The organism is Mycobacterium rhizamassiliense, assembly GCF_900157375.1.
In the GTDB taxonomy this organism is placed as follows: domain Bacteria; phylum Actinomycetota; class Actinomycetes; order Mycobacteriales; family Mycobacteriaceae; genus Mycobacterium; species Mycobacterium rhizamassiliense.
Genome location: NZ_LT721901.1, coordinates 4,022,773 through 4,039,429 on the forward strand (window position 1 = coordinate 4,022,773; position 16,657 = coordinate 4,039,429).

Annotated in this window: 19 protein-coding genes and 1 tRNA gene; 19 read left to right on the forward strand and 1 reads right to left on the reverse strand. The window is 66.3% G+C overall.

Annotated elements, in window-relative coordinates:
- Positions 1 to 48: 48 nt before the first annotated feature.
- The 13 genes from MRAB57_RS19425 to MRAB57_RS19485 all read left to right on the forward strand — a co-directional run bounded on the left by MRAB57_RS19425 (position 49) and on the right by MRAB57_RS19485 (position 10,735).
- Positions 49 to 951 carry a DUF4436 domain-containing protein gene (locus MRAB57_RS19425; RefSeq protein ID WP_077088787.1) on the forward strand — a complete coding sequence of 301 codons (903 nt, stop codon included), beginning with the start codon at positions 49 to 51 and terminating at the stop codon, positions 949 to 951.
- A 14-nt stretch (positions 952 to 965) separates the two neighbouring features.
- Positions 966 to 1,706, forward strand: coding sequence for a TylF/MycF/NovP-related O-methyltransferase (locus MRAB57_RS19430; protein ID WP_077088788.1), 741 nt, complete (start codon positions 966 to 968; stop codon positions 1,704 to 1,706).
- Positions 1,707 to 1,735: 29 nt separating this feature from the next.
- The gene (locus tag MRAB57_RS19435; protein WP_077088789.1) at positions 1,736 to 2,275 is read left to right on the forward strand and encodes a hypothetical protein; all 540 of its coding nucleotides are present in this window, start codon (positions 1,736 to 1,738) and stop codon (positions 2,273 to 2,275) included.
- Between the two features lie 39 nt (positions 2,276 to 2,314).
- The gene (locus tag MRAB57_RS19440; RefSeq protein ID WP_077088790.1) at positions 2,315 to 3,235 is read left to right on the forward strand and encodes a TPM domain-containing protein; all 921 of its coding nucleotides are present in this window, start codon (positions 2,315 to 2,317) and stop codon (positions 3,233 to 3,235) included.
- A 101-nt stretch (positions 3,236 to 3,336) separates the two neighbouring features.
- Complete coding sequence (locus MRAB57_RS19445) at positions 3,337 to 4,155, forward strand: formate/nitrite transporter family protein (protein WP_077088791.1); 819 nt, start codon at positions 3,337 to 3,339, stop codon at positions 4,153 to 4,155.
- 38 nt (positions 4,156 to 4,193) lie between these two features.
- The gene (locus tag MRAB57_RS19450; protein WP_077088792.1) at positions 4,194 to 5,195 is read left to right on the forward strand and encodes an AAA family ATPase; all 1,002 of its coding nucleotides are present in this window, start codon (positions 4,194 to 4,196) and stop codon (positions 5,193 to 5,195) included.
- Between the two features lie 7 nt (positions 5,196 to 5,202).
- Entirely contained in the window at positions 5,203 to 6,069 is an 867-nt protein-coding gene (locus MRAB57_RS19455; protein ID WP_077088793.1) for a DUF58 domain-containing protein, read from the forward strand.
- Entirely contained in the window at positions 6,059 to 6,532 is a 474-nt protein-coding gene (locus MRAB57_RS19460; protein WP_077088794.1) for a hypothetical protein, read from the forward strand. The genes MRAB57_RS19455 and MRAB57_RS19460 overlap by 11 nt, the downstream gene beginning before the upstream one ends.
- Positions 6,523 to 7,491, forward strand: a complete 969-nt coding sequence (locus tag MRAB57_RS19465; protein ID WP_077088795.1) for a hypothetical protein — start codon at positions 6,523 to 6,525, stop codon at positions 7,489 to 7,491. Before MRAB57_RS19460 ends, MRAB57_RS19465 begins: the two co-directional genes overlap by 10 nt.
- Positions 7,488 to 8,369 carry a vWA domain-containing protein gene (locus tag MRAB57_RS19470; RefSeq protein ID WP_077088796.1) on the forward strand — a complete coding sequence of 294 codons (882 nt, stop codon included), beginning with the start codon at positions 7,488 to 7,490 and terminating at the stop codon, positions 8,367 to 8,369. Before MRAB57_RS19465 ends, MRAB57_RS19470 begins: the two co-directional genes overlap by 4 nt.
- Positions 8,366 to 9,178 carry a hypothetical protein gene (locus MRAB57_RS19475; RefSeq protein WP_245835961.1) on the forward strand — a complete coding sequence of 271 codons (813 nt, stop codon included), beginning with the start codon at positions 8,366 to 8,368 and terminating at the stop codon, positions 9,176 to 9,178. The genes MRAB57_RS19470 and MRAB57_RS19475 overlap by 4 nt, the downstream gene beginning before the upstream one ends.
- On the forward strand, positions 9,138 to 9,539 hold the full coding sequence (locus MRAB57_RS19480; RefSeq protein WP_077088797.1) for a YchJ family protein: 402 nt from the start codon (positions 9,138 to 9,140) through the stop codon (positions 9,537 to 9,539). Before MRAB57_RS19475 ends, MRAB57_RS19480 begins: the two co-directional genes overlap by 41 nt.
- 53 nt (positions 9,540 to 9,592) lie before the next feature.
- Entirely contained in the window at positions 9,593 to 10,735 is a 1,143-nt protein-coding gene (locus MRAB57_RS19485; protein WP_077088798.1) for a zinc-binding dehydrogenase, read from the forward strand.
- Positions 10,736 to 10,747: 12 nt separating this feature from the next.
- On the opposite strand, the gene MRAB57_RS19490 is transcribed toward MRAB57_RS19485, so the two are convergent.
- Positions 10,748 to 10,818 (reverse strand) — tRNA-Cys (locus MRAB57_RS19490).
- 102 nt (positions 10,819 to 10,920) lie between these two features.
- On the opposite strand from MRAB57_RS19490, the gene MRAB57_RS19495 reads away from it, so the two are divergent.
- From MRAB57_RS19495 to MRAB57_RS19520, 6 genes are all read left to right on the forward strand, one after another.
- Positions 10,921 to 11,976 carry an alpha/beta hydrolase fold domain-containing protein gene (locus MRAB57_RS19495; RefSeq protein ID WP_077088799.1) on the forward strand — a complete coding sequence of 352 codons (1,056 nt, stop codon included), beginning with the start codon at positions 10,921 to 10,923 and terminating at the stop codon, positions 11,974 to 11,976.
- A gap of 53 nt (positions 11,977 to 12,029) precedes the next feature.
- Positions 12,030 to 13,709 carry a serine/threonine-protein kinase PknH/PknJ gene (locus MRAB57_RS19500; protein WP_077088800.1) on the forward strand — a complete coding sequence of 560 codons (1,680 nt, stop codon included), beginning with the start codon at positions 12,030 to 12,032 and terminating at the stop codon, positions 13,707 to 13,709.
- A 19-nt stretch (positions 13,710 to 13,728) separates the two neighbouring features.
- On the forward strand, positions 13,729 to 14,220 hold the full coding sequence (locus MRAB57_RS19505) for an Rv0361 family membrane protein (protein ID WP_077088801.1): 492 nt from the start codon (positions 13,729 to 13,731) through the stop codon (positions 14,218 to 14,220).
- A gap of 2 nt (positions 14,221 to 14,222) precedes the next feature.
- Positions 14,223 to 15,461, forward strand: a complete 1,239-nt coding sequence (locus MRAB57_RS19510) for a DUF7373 family lipoprotein (RefSeq protein WP_077088802.1) — start codon at positions 14,223 to 14,225, stop codon at positions 15,459 to 15,461.
- 107 nt (positions 15,462 to 15,568) lie between these two features.
- Positions 15,569 to 15,880, forward strand: coding sequence for a DUF3761 domain-containing protein (locus tag MRAB57_RS19515; protein ID WP_083743462.1), 312 nt, complete (start codon positions 15,569 to 15,571; stop codon positions 15,878 to 15,880).
- An 84-nt stretch (positions 15,881 to 15,964) separates the two neighbouring features.
- Complete coding sequence (locus tag MRAB57_RS19520; protein ID WP_083743463.1) at positions 15,965 to 16,642, forward strand: TetR/AcrR family transcriptional regulator C-terminal domain-containing protein; 678 nt, start codon at positions 15,965 to 15,967, stop codon at positions 16,640 to 16,642.
- Positions 16,643 to 16,657 lie beyond the last annotated feature (15 nt).

Below are 16,657 nucleotides of genomic sequence, written 5' to 3' on the forward strand. Positions count from 1 at the left end.
CAACGCTCGGTCCCAAGCTCCTCGGTCTCTCATACTTGGTGGTGATCAATGACCATTGACGCGCCCGCGCCGCCCGCCGAGCCGTCGCCGCCCAGGCCGCGTAAGAAGGGCAAGCTGATCGGCTTCGCCCTTCTGCTGGCCTTCCTAATCATCTACGTTGGCTCGCTGTTCGGTTTCCATTTGCTGGCCGATTCCTCGGCCCCACTCAAAGCGGACCTGAATTCGACCGACGACACCGTTGTCCTCGTTCGCCTGGACGAGCTCAAGACCGTCGCGAATCGCCTCACGGTGAAAGTGCTTGTGATCCCGCAGGACTCGATGTTCGACAAACGCCTCGAGGTGCTGAAAACCGACACCGCAGTGCGGATGGATCCCGCTAACGACCTGGGCGACCTGCTTTACCCGGCCGGTAAGTCGCCGGCGCAAGTCGCCACCACCATCGAGGCGCACGGCAATCCCAACAACTGGCCGTTCGACTCCTACTCCACCGACACCCTGTCCGCGGACGTACTGGTCGGGTCGGGGGACGATCGCAAATACATACCCGCTCGTGTCGAGGTAGCCGGAGCCTTGGACGGCTGGGACGTGAGCGTCAGGCGCGTCGGCGAAGCCAGCCAAGATTCGGACAAGGGCGACAGCGTGGTCATCTCGCTGCACAGAGCCAAGGGCCCGCTGATTTTCGACCTGGGGATCTGCCTGGTTCTTTTCGCCCTGCCTACCCTGGCGGTGACCGTCGCCATTTTGATGCTGACCGGTAAGCGGGCCTTCTTGCCGCCGTTCGTCACGTGGTTTGCCGCGGTCCTGTTCGCCATCATCCCCATCCGCAACTTCCTGCCCGGTTCGCCTCCGACGGGCGCCTGGATTGACCAAGCCTTGGTGCTCTGGGCGCTGATAGCGCTGGTGGTGGCGATGATCATCTTCTTCGTCACGTGGTACCGGCGGACGGATTAGCGCGGTCGCCGTCGATGACATCGGAGTATGCGCAGAGCACCGGGTTCGACTGGGCCCGATTGGTGAAGATGCCCACCGTCAGCGAGGAATGGCACACCGGGCATCAGATTATGAATTTTTACCCGAAGGACAAGGACTATCGGGATTCGCCGGCCGCCCGCAAGGTGGTGGCCGAGCACTTCGGCGATGCGGAGGCGCTGAACACCGATGCGGCGGTGCTCAAGTTCGGCTCCGACCACGTCACGCTGCGAGGCGCCTACATCGAGATGGGCGTGTGCACCGGCAAGACCATCAACTTCATCGCCGCGCTCAACCCCGAGCAACGCATCTGGGGATTCGATTCCTTCGACGGGCTGCCCGAGCAATGGGCTCGCACCGATATCACCGTGCCGGAAGGGACTTTTCGGGTCAACGTCGAGGGGTGGATGCCGCCGGTGCTGCACAACGTGGCGCTGGTGAAGGGCATGTTCCACGAGACCCTCCCGCGGTTCAAAGAAGAGGTTCTGAAATCCACGCCGATCGCGTTCTTACATGTCGATTGCGATATCTATGCGTCCGCGAAGGACATCTTCGACCAGCTGGCCGACAACATCGTGCCGGGCACGGTGATCGTCTTTGACGAGTTCTATAACTACCCGGGCGCCGAGAACCATGAGTTCAAGGCATTCCAGGAGTTTCTCGATTCGACCGGCAAAAAGGCCGTCTACCTTGCCTATAACCAGTGCTTCGAACAAGCGGTCGCCCAGATCGCCTGAGGTCGTGCGTCGCGCGCTATCGTCTGCGGGTGGCCACACGTACTCGCACAAGCGCAGCGCTCGCGGCATCGCTGGCGATCACCGCGTGCGCAACGGCGCCCCACGGTAACGCCGATCCGACGACGACGCAGGCGCCGTTCCCCACCGGAAAATCCGGCACCAGCATCCACGTCACGGAGTACAGCACCGCGACCGCCGATGTCACGCTCAACAACGCGAACTGGGTCTCGTCCTGCGCCGGAGGGACCGGCTGCAACGTCATCGAGCTCACCATCGTCGGCAAATCCGACACACCGTTCAGCTACAGCGAGACCTATATAACCGCCGCTTCCACCCCGTGGAAGCAGGACCCGTACCGGGACACCGAGGGCGGCTCTTCGGCGGTCAGCTATCAGGCGATCAATAAGACGCCGCCCCTGCGCTCGGGCACCGTCACCAACGGCCAAACCGCTCACGGCTATATCGCCTACGCCAGCACCGTGAAGCAGGGCGACTTCTACATCGAGTTCAGCGACCCCAAGGCCGTGGCGGCTCCCACCCCACTGGCGGGCTGGAAAGTCCACACCTAGCGGTTCGAGCCTCGGCCGCAAGCGGACTAGATTGCCGGTATGCGGATTGTTCGCCTCTTCGGTGTAGTCCTGACGATCCTCACGGGCGCGTTGCTGCTGGCAACCCCCGCCGGCGCGCAACCGCCGTCCAAGCTCTTGGATCACCTCACCGACAACAGCGCGGTGTTGACGACCTCCAATAAGGCGGCGATCAACTCGGCGATCGACCGGCTCTACCAAGACAGGCACATCCAACTGTGGGTGGTCTATGTCGACAACTTCAACAGGTACCAGCCTGACAGCTGGGCCGACAAAACCCGCAGCGCCAGCGCGATGGGGGACAACGACGTCCTGCTGGCCGTGGCCACCAACACCAAAAAGTACGCGTTGAGCGTCCCGCCGAAGGTCCCCGGCCTCACCGCCGCCCAACTAAGCAGCCTGCAGAGCAACAAGATTGAGCCGGCAGTGGGCGTCAAGGACTGGAGCGGCGCCGCCGTCGCCGCGGCTACCGGACTCGACAAACCGACGAGCGCACCAAGCTCACCAAAGCGGAACTGGCTGCCGATCGTGATCGCCGTGGCCGTCATCTTCGTCGTCATCGTGATCGTTATCCTGCTGGTGCTGTTGCTCCTTCGCGCGCGCCGCCGCCGCAAGCACGCCGCACCGCAGCCAGGCCCCAACGGCGGGCAGAGCGAAATCGGCGGACGCGTGGATTCTTTGGGCCCGGCTCTAGGAACGGCCGAGGCCAGGGTCCGCCAAATCTCCGACTACATAACGAGACATCACGCAAGCGTCGGCGCCGACGCGCGAGGACGACTCGACGAGACGAAGCGGGCCCTCGCGTCGGCCCACAGCACGGAAACAAGCAATGCCGCCGAAGCCCTTGCCGACGCCAATCGCGCATCGACGCTGGCCGCTCAAGCACAAACCCTGGCCAACGCCGACGTGCAAGCCGCGCACCGCACGCAGCGACCTCGATAAACGCAGAACCGCGGTGGGGTGGTTCACACCGGCAGGCGTCTTCAGGGCTGCGGGAGTGGGTATCCCTGCTAGCCAAATGACCGTTACCCGTACAGCACTTCATGAGTGAGAAGACCCAGCGCGAGCTGGGAGCTTCTGCTAGCCCTATCGAGGACAAGCTCGAGGATGCCTTTGCAAGCATGCTGAGCGAGGGCACCCAGCGCCTGCACCGTAGCTGGCATGCGGTGGTTGTCACCGGCTTTTTCGGCGGCACCGAAGTCGCCTTGGGCGTGCTGGCCTACTTGTCCGTCCTCGACTCGACCCACAAGCCTCTGCTGGCCGGTTTGGCATTCTCGATCGGCTTTTTGGCCCTGCTGCTCGGCCACAGCGAACTTTTCACCGAGGGCTTCCTGGTGCCCGTCACCACCGTGGCCGCCAAACGAGCCAGCGTCGGTCAGCTGCTTAAGCTTTGGGGCGGCACCCTGGTGGCCAATCTGGCCGGCGGCTGGATCATCATGTGGCTGATCATGACCGGCTTTCCTGAGCTGCACGCCCAGACTATTGAATCGGCCGCCCACTTTGTTACCGCGCCGCTGTCGGCACAGACGGTCGCACTCGCAGTGCTCGGTGGTATGGCGATCACGCTGATGACCCGGATGCAGCACGGCACAGATTCCGTGCCGGCCAAGATCGCGGCGGCCATTGCAGTGGCGTTTCTCCTTGCCGGTCTGCGGTTGTTCCATTCGATCCTCGATTCTCTGTTGATCTTCGGGGTCCTGGTATCCGGGCGAGCACCCTTCGGTTATCTGAACTGGCTCGGCTGGTTCACGTACACGGTGATCGGCAACCTGGTCGGCGGTCTGCTGTTGGTGACGCTGCTTCGACTGCTGCGCAGCAAGGAGCGGTTGCAGGAGGAACGCCTCCAGGCCAGCGGCTCCTGACGTGTGGAAAGCCGGCGTCCGGGTATCCCCGCGGGCGTATGACTACAGCACGCACGCAACCAGATCAGCGCGAAATCGACGGCATTCGGAAAATTGTCGATGCCATCTCCGAGGCGTTCACCGCCAAGATTGTCGGGCAGCGGGACCTGCGGGAGTCGCTGCTGATCGGACTGCTCACGGGCGGCCACATTCTGCTCGAAAGCGTGCCGGGCCTGGCGAAGACCACCGCCGCCAAGGTGCTCGCGGAGTCCATTCACGGCCGCTTCCACCGCATCCAGTGCACGCCTGACCTCCTGCCCAGCGACATCGTCGGCACACAGATCTATGACTCCGCGACCAACTCCTTCGTCACCCAACTGGGTCCGGTGCACGCCAACATCCTGTTGCTCGACGAGATCAACCGCTCGAGTGCGAAGACCCAGAGCGCGATGCTCGAGGCGATGGAGGAGCGGCAGACCACGATCGCCGGACAGGTACACCGCATTGCGGATCCATTTCTCGTCGTCGCCACCCAGAACCCGGTTGACCAGGAAGGCACCTATCCGCTGTCCGAGGCCCAGACGGACCGCTTCTTGCTCAAGGAGATCGTGCGTTACCCCTCTCCAGAGCAGGAGGTGGAAGTGATGTCGCGAATCGACGCGGGCATCTACGACACGGACCACCCCAGCACGCCCGTGGTCAGCCTGGACGACGTCCTGCGCGCGCAGCAGGTGGTGCGCCACGTCCATATGGACCGCGCGTTGATGCTGTATGCCAGCCAATTGGTCGATCTGACACGCCATCCCGCGAACGCGCTGCCGAAGCAGATCGCTCACCTCGTCGAGTACGGCGCCAGCCCGCGCGCCACGATCGCGTTCTGCAAGGCGGCCCGGGCGAAGGCGGTGCTGTCCGGCCGCGCTCACGTGCTGCCCGAGGATATCGCGGACCTGGCGCATCGGGTGCTGCGCCACCGGCTCATCCTCGGATTCGAAGCGTCCAGCGCCCACGTCACCCCCGAGGTCGTCATCGACGCCGTCCTTCGGGCCGTCCGCGTGCGCTGAGGTCACGTTGGGCAAGCACCTCAACCGCGCGAAAGCGTACTTCGGCACCGACACCCGCGGACTGCTGGAGGGCGGTCGCTACGCGCTATTACACACGCGCAGTCTGGAATTCGACGATTTGCGCCCGTATGTTCCCGGCGACGATGTGCGCGACATCGACTGGAAGGCCTCCGCACGTTCGGGCAGCGTACTCGTCAAACGGTTCGTCTCCGAGAAGCACCACAAGATCCTGCTTGTCGCGGACGCCGGTCGCAAGATGTCGGCGCTCGCCCCGAGCGGCGAGTGCAAGCGAGACATCGCTGCGCACATCATGGGTGCCGTGGGGCTGATCGGCCTGCGGCGCTCCGATCAAATCGGCATGGTCTACGGCGACAGCCGTGGCTCGGTGAACGTCCCCCAGCGGCGCGGCGAGACGCACATCGAGGGACTCCTGCACCGGTGGTACCAGCACGCCATGTCTGATCCCGGCGCTAGCGACGTCACCTCTCAACTCGATTATGTCGCAACGCATTATCGACACTCCATGCTGATCATGGTGGTGTCCGACGAACCCGAGGTCGACGACCGGCTCAGCGCCGTACTCGCCAGGTTGCGCGGGCAACACGACGTCATGTGGGCGATGGTGTCGGACATGCCCGCGGTGGGCCGCGACGGTATCGACGGGTACGACGTCAGCTCCGGTCGTTTCGTGCTGAACGGTGCCGACCTCGGGCCGCGGGTCGTCACCGCGTACCGCCGCGCCGAGCACGCTCGCCGCGACCGCCTGAAAGAATTCCTGACCGACCACTCGATCCCGCACACGACGGTCGCGGGCAGCGATGACGTCCGGCGTCAACTCGTCGGCCTCACCCAGGCGGCCACCCGTGCCGGATGATCTGCTGCACCACGTCTTTGGGCCGCAGCCGTACTCGTGGTGGTGGCTGTTGATAGCGGTATTGCTGGTCGTAATCGTGATCTTTTGGTATGCAGTACTTTTCGTGTGGACGCTGTCGTCGCATCGGCTGCGGCGCATTCCCGTCGTGCGGGGACTGCATGCCCGGTGGCTCCGCCGTCGCTTCGCGCACGCCGTGCAGAGCATCACCGACGAGCATGCTGCCGGGCGGATGTCGGCGCCGCAGGCGTGTGCGGCGATTGGCGGGACAGTGCGCAGCTTTCTGCATCAAGCCACCGGCGCGCGGGCCCAGTACCTGCATCTCGGCGCCATGGCGGGGGAGAACCTTGAGGCCGCCGTGCCGCTGCTGACCCGGCTCGGAGACGCACAATTCAACGCCGAGACGCGAGTCGACGTTTCCGATGTGGCGGCCGGCGCGCAGGAGTTGATCCAATCGTGGACCTGAGGTGGTGGCCGGTGGCGGCCATCGGATTGGCGGGCTTCGTCGCCGCGGTGGCGTTGGCGGTGTTCCTGCCCATGACCGCCGCGCGCAGGCGGCTGCGCCCGCTGGCCAACGTCGCACGCCTGATTCGGCTTCCTGAGTACGCGAGGGCGGCGCGGCTGCGCTCGTTGTCGACTGTCGTGACGCTCGTCGTGCTGACGATCATGTTCGGCGCTGTCGACTGGGCGTCGGCCCGTCCGACCGGAATCGACAAGGATTTCGACGCCGCCCACCCCGAGGACATCATGCTGTGCGTCGGGCAGCCGGTGACCGATGCGGCGACGAGCGAATTGCTTGACCACTTCACACGGCAGACCACCGAAACCCAACAGGTCGGCCTGACTTCGGTCAGCCGCCGCGTGGTCCCGCTCACGCGCGACCATCAGTACGTGACGGCGCGATTCGGCGAGTACGCGCGCGCCCACGAGGCGCAGTCGGCGTCGTTCGCTCCGCTGGTGCCCTACACCGACTACGCCGCGAGCGTGAATGATCTTCTAGCGCTGTGCATTTCCGGATTTCCCGTTACTGGACGACGCAGCACGCACCGGCGTTCGGTGATCTATCTCGGGCCCTCAGACCTTCGTGCCGCCGGGGAGCGACGGCCCGCACTGTTCGCCGACGCCGGCGTGCGCGACCTGGCCATGCGCGCCGGGATCCAACTCAACGCGATCGACATGGCCCCCTCACCCGCGAGCGGCGCACTGGTCGCACTCACCCACCAAACCGGCGGCCGATACGTGACACCGGGACCGGCATCGGTGACCACGGCCCTCAACGCGGTCCGGGCAAACACATCACCGGCGCGGCTGCCCGACGGCACCGTCGTGACGGCGGACTCTTCGGACGTGCCGGTGATACCGCTGGCGATCGCGCTGGCGTCGGCGGCCGTGCTGTCGGTGGTCCTGTTGGTGTTGCGCCGATGACGTTTCAGCCCCTGCTGCCCTGGGCGATCTTTGCGGTCGTCGCGGGTGCGCTCGCCTTCGCGCGACTGGTTTCGCTGCGGCAGGTGCTGGTCTCGGCCGGAACGCGACGTGTCCGCGCCGTGTTGCGTTGGGGCGGAATAACTCTCGCGGTGCTGCTCGTCCTTGTTGCGGCTACCCGACCGGCGATCCATGAAAAGCCAACGCCGACAATGCCGGCGGCTGGCGAGAACCTCAACGTGTTCCTGATCGTCGATCGGTCGGTCGAAGTGGGTGCCGAAAACAACGACATCGCGGCGTTGTTGAAGCAGTACCCGGCGGCGCGGTACGCGCTGATCACCTTCGCGTCGCGGGTTGCGCTGGATTGGCCGCTGTCCGCGGACGTCTGGAGCCTGCGCCCGGTCATCGCCGCCTTCGGCTCCGCGCAGGGTGGTCTAGACGTCAACGCCGCCGCGGCGAACACCGTACTGCGATATCAGCTGATGCAGGCGGCGCAAGAGTATCCGGGTTCCCGAAACGTAGTGTTTTATTTCGGTTCCGGTGCGCCCGGATCGCGCGCGCCGCAGGGTGACTTCGACCTCACGCACGGGTCGGTGGCCGGCGGTGCGGTGCTGGGCTACGGGCGCGGCGACGCGATCAACGAAGCCGAGTTACGGCAAATCGCAGGACAACTCGATGTGCCGTATGTGCACCGCGATCCCGGCCAGACCTTCGGGCCGCTGCTGCCCGAGGCGCCGGGCATCCGCTCGGACACGACCGAACCGACCGAGTTGTACTGGCTGGCGGCACTGCTCGCGGCGGCACTGTTGATCGTCGAAATCTACCTATCGGTTCGCCAGTTCCGCCGGGGCCGCATCGCGCGACGGGATCTGACAACGTGACGCCCACACCGGCACGGCTGCGGCTGCGACGGCGGCTCCTGATCTACTCGGCCCCGCTGACCATTGCCGCACTGTTGGTTGCGGCCAAGCTGATATCCGTCGTCGTCGCCGGAAATTCTGCCGTCTCGGCGTTCGCGGGCGGCGATGGGAGTGCGCTGCGGACCGATGCGACGGTCCTCCGCGTGGTCAACATCGTGGAACCGGCCAAGGCGCCGTTCGCGGCGGGTGTCGCGGCCCTGCTCGAAGGCCGACTTGCCGACGCCGACGGTGACTTCTCCGACGCCCTTGCCCGCACCGACGCCGCCGGTTCCTGCCCGGCGCGGGTCAACCTCGAACTGGTCCGCGAAACCCAGGGTGACCGGGCCGCGACGGCGGGCGACCCGGGACGCGCGTCCGACCGGTATGGGAGCGCACTCACCGTCGTCGACGGCGCGCCGGCCACCTGCTTCTCCCATAACACCGACCCGGACGCGCAGCGGCGGGCCATCCGCAACGACACCCGAAGACGATTGGAAGACAAGCGAGCTGCGTTGACAGCCGCACCGCAAGAGCAACTACCGGCCCCACCGCTGCGCGTCCGGGTCGGTGTTATGGGAGAAGCAGGTGGCCGGCGCCCGTCGCCGTCACGCCCGACGGGCGGGAGATACCGCCGCGCCCGCTTCATCCGGCCGATGGCGATCCGCTCGACAAGTTGCAGCAGGTGCTGCAGGACGCGGCGGGCGCACTACCGCCCGGGGACACCTCGTAGGGGCCTGTCAGGCTCACGACGTGGACGACCTACTCGGCCCGCCGTGCCCGTGCGGCAGTGACGAGAGCTACCGCACCTGTTGCGGACCGCTGCACGATGGTGCGTCGCAGGCCGCATCGGCCGAGCAGCTGATGCGGTCCAGGTATTCCGCATTCGCCGTCGGCGACGCCGACTACCTGTTCCGCACCTGGCACCCGCGAACCCGGCCGGCCGACGTGACCGTCGACCCGCGTATCACCTGGACCGGCCTTCAGGTGATCGACACCGCCGCCGGCGGCCCTGACGACGACCGGGGTGAAGTCGAATTCACGGCGTGCTTCGAGTCCGCCGGGAGGCCCGACAGCCTGCACGAACGCAGTCGATTCGAACGTCGCGCCGGGCGATGGTTTTACCTCGACGCCGTCGAGCAGGAAGATTCCTAGCCACATCGCGCGTTGACAACGACGAAGTCCACAACAGGAACGAGGCACCGCACATGACCGCAGATCTGCCCGCCGAAGCACTGGAGTTGCGCTCGTTGGTGACGTCCACTGGGACGCTGGAACTTTCGCTGCGTGAGGTTCCTGTTCCCACCCCGGGCCCCAACGAAGTCGTCGTGCGGGTGGAGGCCTCGCCGATCAACCCGTCCGACTTAGGCCTGCTGGTCGCCAGCGCGGACATGAGCACCGCGACCGTTGCGGGAACGCCCGAGCGTCCGGTCGTCACCGCCCCGATCTCAGCGGCGGCAGTGAGCGCGCTGTCGGCCCGGCTCGACCAGTCGCTGCCGGTGGGCAACGAGGGCGCGGGCACCGTGGTGGCCGCGGGGACTTCCGAAGCGGCACAAGCGCTCGTCGGAAAGACGGTCGCGATCGCGGGCGGTGCGATGTATTCGCAATACCGGGCGATCGACGCCTCGGCATGTTTGGTCCTGCCCCAGGGAACTACGGCCAGGGACGGCGCGTCGTCGTTCGTCAATCCCATGACGGCACTAGGCATGACGGAAACCATGCGGCGCGAAGGACATTCAGCGCTCGTACACACCGCGGCGGCGTCGAACCTCGGCCAGATGTTGGTCAAACTCTGTCAGCACGACGGCATACCGTTGGTCAACATCGTCCGCAAACCCGAGCAAGAAGAGCTGCTGAAGTCGCTCGGTGCCACGCATGTCCTCAACTCGTCATCGCCGTCGTTTGCAACGGATCTCGTCGAGGCGCTCAAGGCGACGTCGGCGACGCTCGCGTTCGACGCCACGGGTGGCGGGACGCTGGCGAGCCAGATCCTGACCGGCATGGAACAGGCGGCCAACGCGACCGCCGCCGAATACTCGCGCTATGGGTCGACTGTGCACAAGCAGGTGTACATCTACGGCGCACTCGACACCAGCCCGACGGTGCTCAACCGAAACTTCGGCATGGCGTGGGGCGTCGGCGGGTGGCTGCTCACCCCGTTCATTCAGAACGCAGGCGCGGAGACCTTTCTACGGCTGCGCGCCCGGGTGGCCGCCGAACTCACAACGACATTCGCCAGCAGTTACACCCGCGAGGTGTCACTGGCCGGCATGCTGCAACCCGACGCGTTCAACGCCTACGTCAAGCGGGCGACGGGGGAGAAGTTCCTGGTAACCCCGCACGCCGAGTAACGACCCAAATAGAGCGAGTGACGGGACTCGAACCCGTGTATACGGCTTTGCAGGCCGCTGCCTAGCCGCTCAGCCACACCCGCACGAAGGGCCACGATGCCAGCGCACGTCGCGGCGGCCAAGTGTTTTCCTCGGCCCGATCATTTGGTCTGCCGTCGGCGCAGCGTCCGCAGTAAGGTCGCAAAATGACCAACGGTCGCCTCGCTGATCCGGATTGTTGCCTTGGAACCGACCCTCGGTCGGATCCGCGCATGGTCGCAGCCCTCGCGTCGATGGGACTCGACGGCAACATGCCGACGATGCCGATCACCATCGATGCGCCGCTCGAGGAACGCCTCGGGTACGCCGCGATGTGCGAGGAGGGCGTCGGCGCCGTGCTCGGCGCATTCGCCTCGGGCGTCCCGGACGCGACCGGCGTGACGACCACGACGACGACGATCACCGGGCTAGACGGCAACGACGTCACGCTGTACATCAGCCGCCCCGATGGTGCGGGTCCGTGGCCTGGTGTGGTGCACCTGCACGGGGGCGGCATGGCCATCGCCAGCGCGGCCGACGCGACGTACATGCGGCTGCGCGAGCACTTCGCGAGCACCGGCTTGGTCGTCGTCGGCGTCGAGTTCCGCAATTCCGGCGGCAAGCTCGGGCCACATCCATTTCCCGCCGGGCTGAACGACTGCGCGGCCGGCGTGCGCTGGGCCGCGGCGAATCGCGCCGAACTCGGCATCAGCCATCTGATCGTCAACGGCGAGTCCGGTGGCGGCAATCTCACGCTGACCGTGGCGCACAAGGCGAAACGCGAAGGGTGGCTGCACGAGGTCGCGGGCTTCTACGCGCAATGCCCGTTCCTGTCGAACCGGTGGCACGAGCCGCCCGACGAGCTGCCCTCGATGCGGGAGTGCGACGGCTACTTCATCAACCTTCAGCAAGCCGAGATGCTGGGTTCGATCTACGACCCCGACAATCAGCACGCGGACGATCCCACCTGTTTTGCCGGCGTCGCGACCGATGCGGACCTCAAAGGTCTCCCGCCGCATGTGATTTCGGTGAATGAGCTTGACCCGCTGCGCGACGAGGGGCTCGATTACTACCGGCGCCTGGTGCGCGCGGGGGTGCCGGCGGTGGGCAGGTTGGTCGCGGGCACCTGTCATGGCGGCGACCTGATCTTCGCGGGCGTCATGCCCGAGGTTTTCGCGGCCAGCGTGCGCGACCTGAGCGGCTTCGCCAAAAGCCTCGGCTAGCTCGCACCCAAGAATCCGTCGGAAACGACGGCGTCGCTTAGTAGGGTCTATGGGTGCTGAGAAACGGGGCGCTGGTCTGCGGCTACCGCATCCAGGCGGTACTGGGCACCGGGGGAATGGGTGCGGTGTATCTGGCCGCCGATCCCGGGCTGCCCCGCCAAGTCGCGCTCAAAGTGCTGTCGGCCGAGTTGTCGCGCGATCCGGACTTCCGCGCTCGCTTCGTCCGCGAGGCTGACACCGCGGCCGCCCTGGCACATCCGCAGATCGTGTCGGTCTACAACCGCGGACAAACCGAGGACGGCCAGCTGTGGATCGCGATGCAGTTCGTCGACGGCACCGACGCCGAGGCCGCGTTGCGCGCCGGCACCATGACGCCGCACCGCGCGGTCCACATCATCACCGAGGTGGCCAAGGCGCTCGATTTCGCCCACGCGAACCACGTCATCCACCGCGACATCAAACCGGGCAACTTCCTGCTCTCCGGCGCCGTCGGCGCCGACGAGCGGGTGCTGCTCGGCGATTTCGGGATTGCCCGTGCCCTCGACGACGTGGGGCTGACCGCCACCGGAGCGGTGCTGGCCACCGTCGGCTACGCCGCACCCGAGGTGCTGTCCAACGGCCGCATCGACGGCCGCGTCGACATTTATTCGTTGGGCTGCACGCTGTTTCGACTGCTGTCGGGGCATACCCCCTTCGAGGCGACCAACGGTGCGGCCGCCGTGATGATGGCGCACATGTTCACCCCGCCGCCCCGCGTCACCGACGCGGTGCCGTCCCTGCCGCACGGCCTCGATCACGTGATCGCGGTCGCGATGGCGAAAGATCCCGCCGCACGGTTTCAGTCGGCGGGTGCGCTCGCCAACGCCGCCGCCTCGGCGCTGCGCGATCCCAACCGTTATGCGCCGTTGCCGCCGGTACCCAGCAGCGACGTCCACTCATACCCGCACACCTCGCAGCCGCCCTGGCAACAGCGACCGCCCGAGCCGCCGCGGCGCCGACGCCGACGCGGCCTGATCGGCGCGGCCCTGGCCGGCGTGGTGCTGCTGGTCGCCACGGTCACCGTGCTGGCCTGGCCCGAGCCCGCGGGGTCGCGCCCCGAGGCCGGCTCGGGCTCCGGGTCACCGGGGGCATCGGCGCCGCCGCAGGGGCCGGCGGCCACAAATGTCGCTCCTGCTCAGTTGCGCTCCATCTTGCTGACCGCGGCCCAGCTACCCGTTGGGGCCGATGGGGGTCCGCTGGTTCTCGAGCAAGACAGCGCCAGCCTCTCCGACGACTCCGCGACCATCGACAACAAGCAATGTGTGGGCGCCTGGGCGCCCGCGCAACAGAGCGTGTACGGCCCGAGCGGCTATACGGGGGTCGCCGTACAGACGTTGCGCGGCATGAACGAACAGGGTTGGCAAGACAGCGTCACCCAGGCGGTTATCGCCTTTCCCGGCAACAAGGCAGGCATATTGCTGGCCGACCTGCACGGGCAGTGGGATTTGTGCGGCGGCAAATCCGTGACCGTAACCGCACCGGGCGTCGCTCCCCAGACCTGGGACTTCGGCCAGCCTTTGACCACCGCCGGGGTGCTGAGCCTGACGGCGACCCTGCGCGGCGGTGGATCGTGCCAACGAGGAATGCTGGTGCGCGGCAACGTCTTAGTCGACATCCGCCAATGCCGCGCCGCCGGTGGCACCGATGTCATGTCGTTGGCCGACGCCACCGCCAACAAGGTGCCGCGACAGTGAAGGGGCTAGGGGGAGCGCGATGAACATTTTCGTGCCGGTCATTACCCGGGTGGGGGTCATCGGCGTCGCCGTCGCCTTGACCGCGTCGTGCACGACCGTCACCGGCGGCTCCGCGCTGCCCCAACACGGCGGTGCCGCAACGTCGGCGACGGCGGTGGCCCCGTCTGGCGGCCCGGTGGCACCCGCCCCCTCGGCTAAGCCCTCTGCCGAAGACCAGATCCGCGAGACCTTGAAAGAGTTCCAGGACTCGTACAACACCCAAAACTGGGACGCCTATTTGGAGTTGATGTGCGTCGCGATGCGCAACAAATTCAGCGGCACCGTGATGAACTACGTCAAGAAGGGCCGCGCCCAAAACGGCATCACCACGATCAAGGACATCAAATCGATCGTCATCACCGGTGACACCGCCGATGCCACCTTTACCGGTCAAAGCGAAACCCTGGGCTCCCAGGTCGTCAGCTTGCCGTTGAAACTCGAAGACGGCTGGAAGATCTGCAAGACAGAATAATGATGAAAACCGCTCTGGCACAGATTAACTCGATAGCCCTGTTGGCCCTGCTCCTGGGCTGCAGCCACACCACCAACGGGGAAGCGACCACCCATGCGCCGCCCGGCTCCGCGGCCCCGGTGAACGTGTCGCAGCTCGACCCCGGCAACTATCCGACCTCACCGCAGCCCGCGCTGGGCAACGCCGGCTCCGAAGACGTGGGGCGACTCGTCGAAGGCCGGCGAATGGCCCCCTACGTCGTCGGTCCCTGGCAAGTCGATCCCACCCTGGTCGGCGCGAACTCGTCCGGTGCGTCGATCATCGCCGTGCCGCTAGACCTGTCGCGCGCGATCTGGCCGCCGATCGCCGGGGGCGCTTACAACCTGCCGTTCGTGGTCGGATTCGTCTCCGAGCGACAAATCCCGGGCCCGAATCCGCAGATGTCACTGCGTAATACGGTGCTTCGGTTCCTCAACCCCGCCGAGGCGTCCCAGGCGGCCCAGAACATGACGACGGCGGCAAGGAACATGCCCCGCATTCCCAGCGCCACCCCGATCGTGACCGAACCCGAACGGCCCCTGCCCATTCCCGGCCATCCCGAGGCCACCGGCACGGTGCTGACGTTCCAAGAGGGTGCCCAAACGGTGCGTGAACTGACCGCGCTTAGCGCGCACGGCCCCTACCTGCTCATCCAGATCGCGCGGTGTGCGGCAGGCCCGGACTGCGAAGCCCAACTCGCCGGTCACACCCTGGATCAGCAGGTGCCCCTCATCGACAGCTTCAAAGCGACCGACCCCACCGATTTCCCCACGCTCGCAGTCGATCCCACGGGCCTTGTCGCTCGCACCCTGCCGCCGCCCGCCGACCAGGCCACGTCGACGTCCGGTGCGGCCTATCCGCCGGCGGGTGCGCTGCACCTCGAAGCCGACCCCGTCCAAACAGGGCCTCTGCTCTCGGCCGCGGGCGTGGACTACGTTTCGGTCAACCTGCCCACCGTCTACCAAGCGAAAGATCCCTCGGCCGCGCAGACACTCGCCAAGGCGTACGGCGACCTTGCCGCGAAAATGCCTGCGTCCCAATCGGCTTCGCCAGTGCCCGGCCTGCCCGATAGCCAATGCACCCGCGTGGCCGGATCCAACGGTCTGGTGCCTCGTTACTGGTGCCTGGCCACTGCGGGCCGCTACACCATCAAAACCATTGCCCGTCAGCTCGACAATGCGCAACAACAGATGGCGGCCCAGTACAAGATCCTGATGGGATAGCTGGCCGAAATTCTGCCGATTCTGATGCGAAAGGGCCTACCAGCGCATTACGCTGCCGTCCGGGGTGGGCGCCCGTTAGTTTCACGATCACGTTTTCGGAGTGTGACATGCGGATACAAATTCTCGTCGCCTTAGCGGCCACATCAGCAGGCGTACTTTTTGCGGCACCGTCGCTCGTCACGAGCGCGCCGGTCACAACTTTGGCTGGTTGCGGCACCGGCTACTACCAGAACTCGGACGGGCAATGCATTCCGAGCCCATCGTCGGGCCTGCCGCCCGGCGGTGCACCCGGCCTCGTGGGTGGTGGAGCTCCTGCGGGAGCCACCGCAATCTGCCGCGACGGTGACTATTCGTTCAGCACCCACCACAGCGGCACCTGCTCGGGGCACGGCGGCGTCAAGCAGTGGATCAGCAACTGAGTCAGCTCCAAAGGTCGACGCAGCCGGTCGCAGTATCGTGGGCATACCTCAAGAGTGCTGCCCAGCAGTGACGGAAGGTTCGCCGTGTCCGACGCGCAAGACCTCGCGATGACGCCCCGGCAGCGGGGCCGCCCGCGGCGGATCAGCCGCGATCGCATCGTGTCGGCGGCGCGGGGCCTCGCGCCGGAATCCCTGACCATGCAGGCGGTGGCGGACGTGCTCGGCGTCGACCCCAAGGCGCTCAACTATCACGTCGGCGATCGCGACGGCTTGCGAGAACTGGTCGCGCTGGACGTCTTCGAGTCGGCGCTGACCCGCGTCGCGTTGCCTGCGGGCGGCGACTGGCGCAGCGTCCTTCGCACCTACTGCGCCGCGCTGCGCGACGCCGTCGTCGAACTCGGCGTCCTCGCCACCTACTTTCGTTTGCCGCCCACCGGAATTGGAGCGCTGGCGCCCGTCGAGCGCGTGCTACAGGAACTGGTCGACGCCGGATTCTCGGTCGGCGACGCCGGTCACGCGCTGCGCCTGGTCACCGAGTTAGGCCACGCCGCGGGGCGCGAAGCCGTCTTCCTGGCGCAGAGCACGGTGCACCCGAACGTCGACGAGGTCGCGGCCGCCCTCGGCGGCGCCGTCGAGGGCAGCTTCCCGATGCTGCGCCAGGTGGTCGCGGCGCGCGGGGACGATACCGACGACGAGGCCCAACTCCAGTTCAGCCTGGACGTGGTCGTCGTAGGGCTCGAGCGGATGCTGTCGCGCGACTGACGTCCCACATTTTTT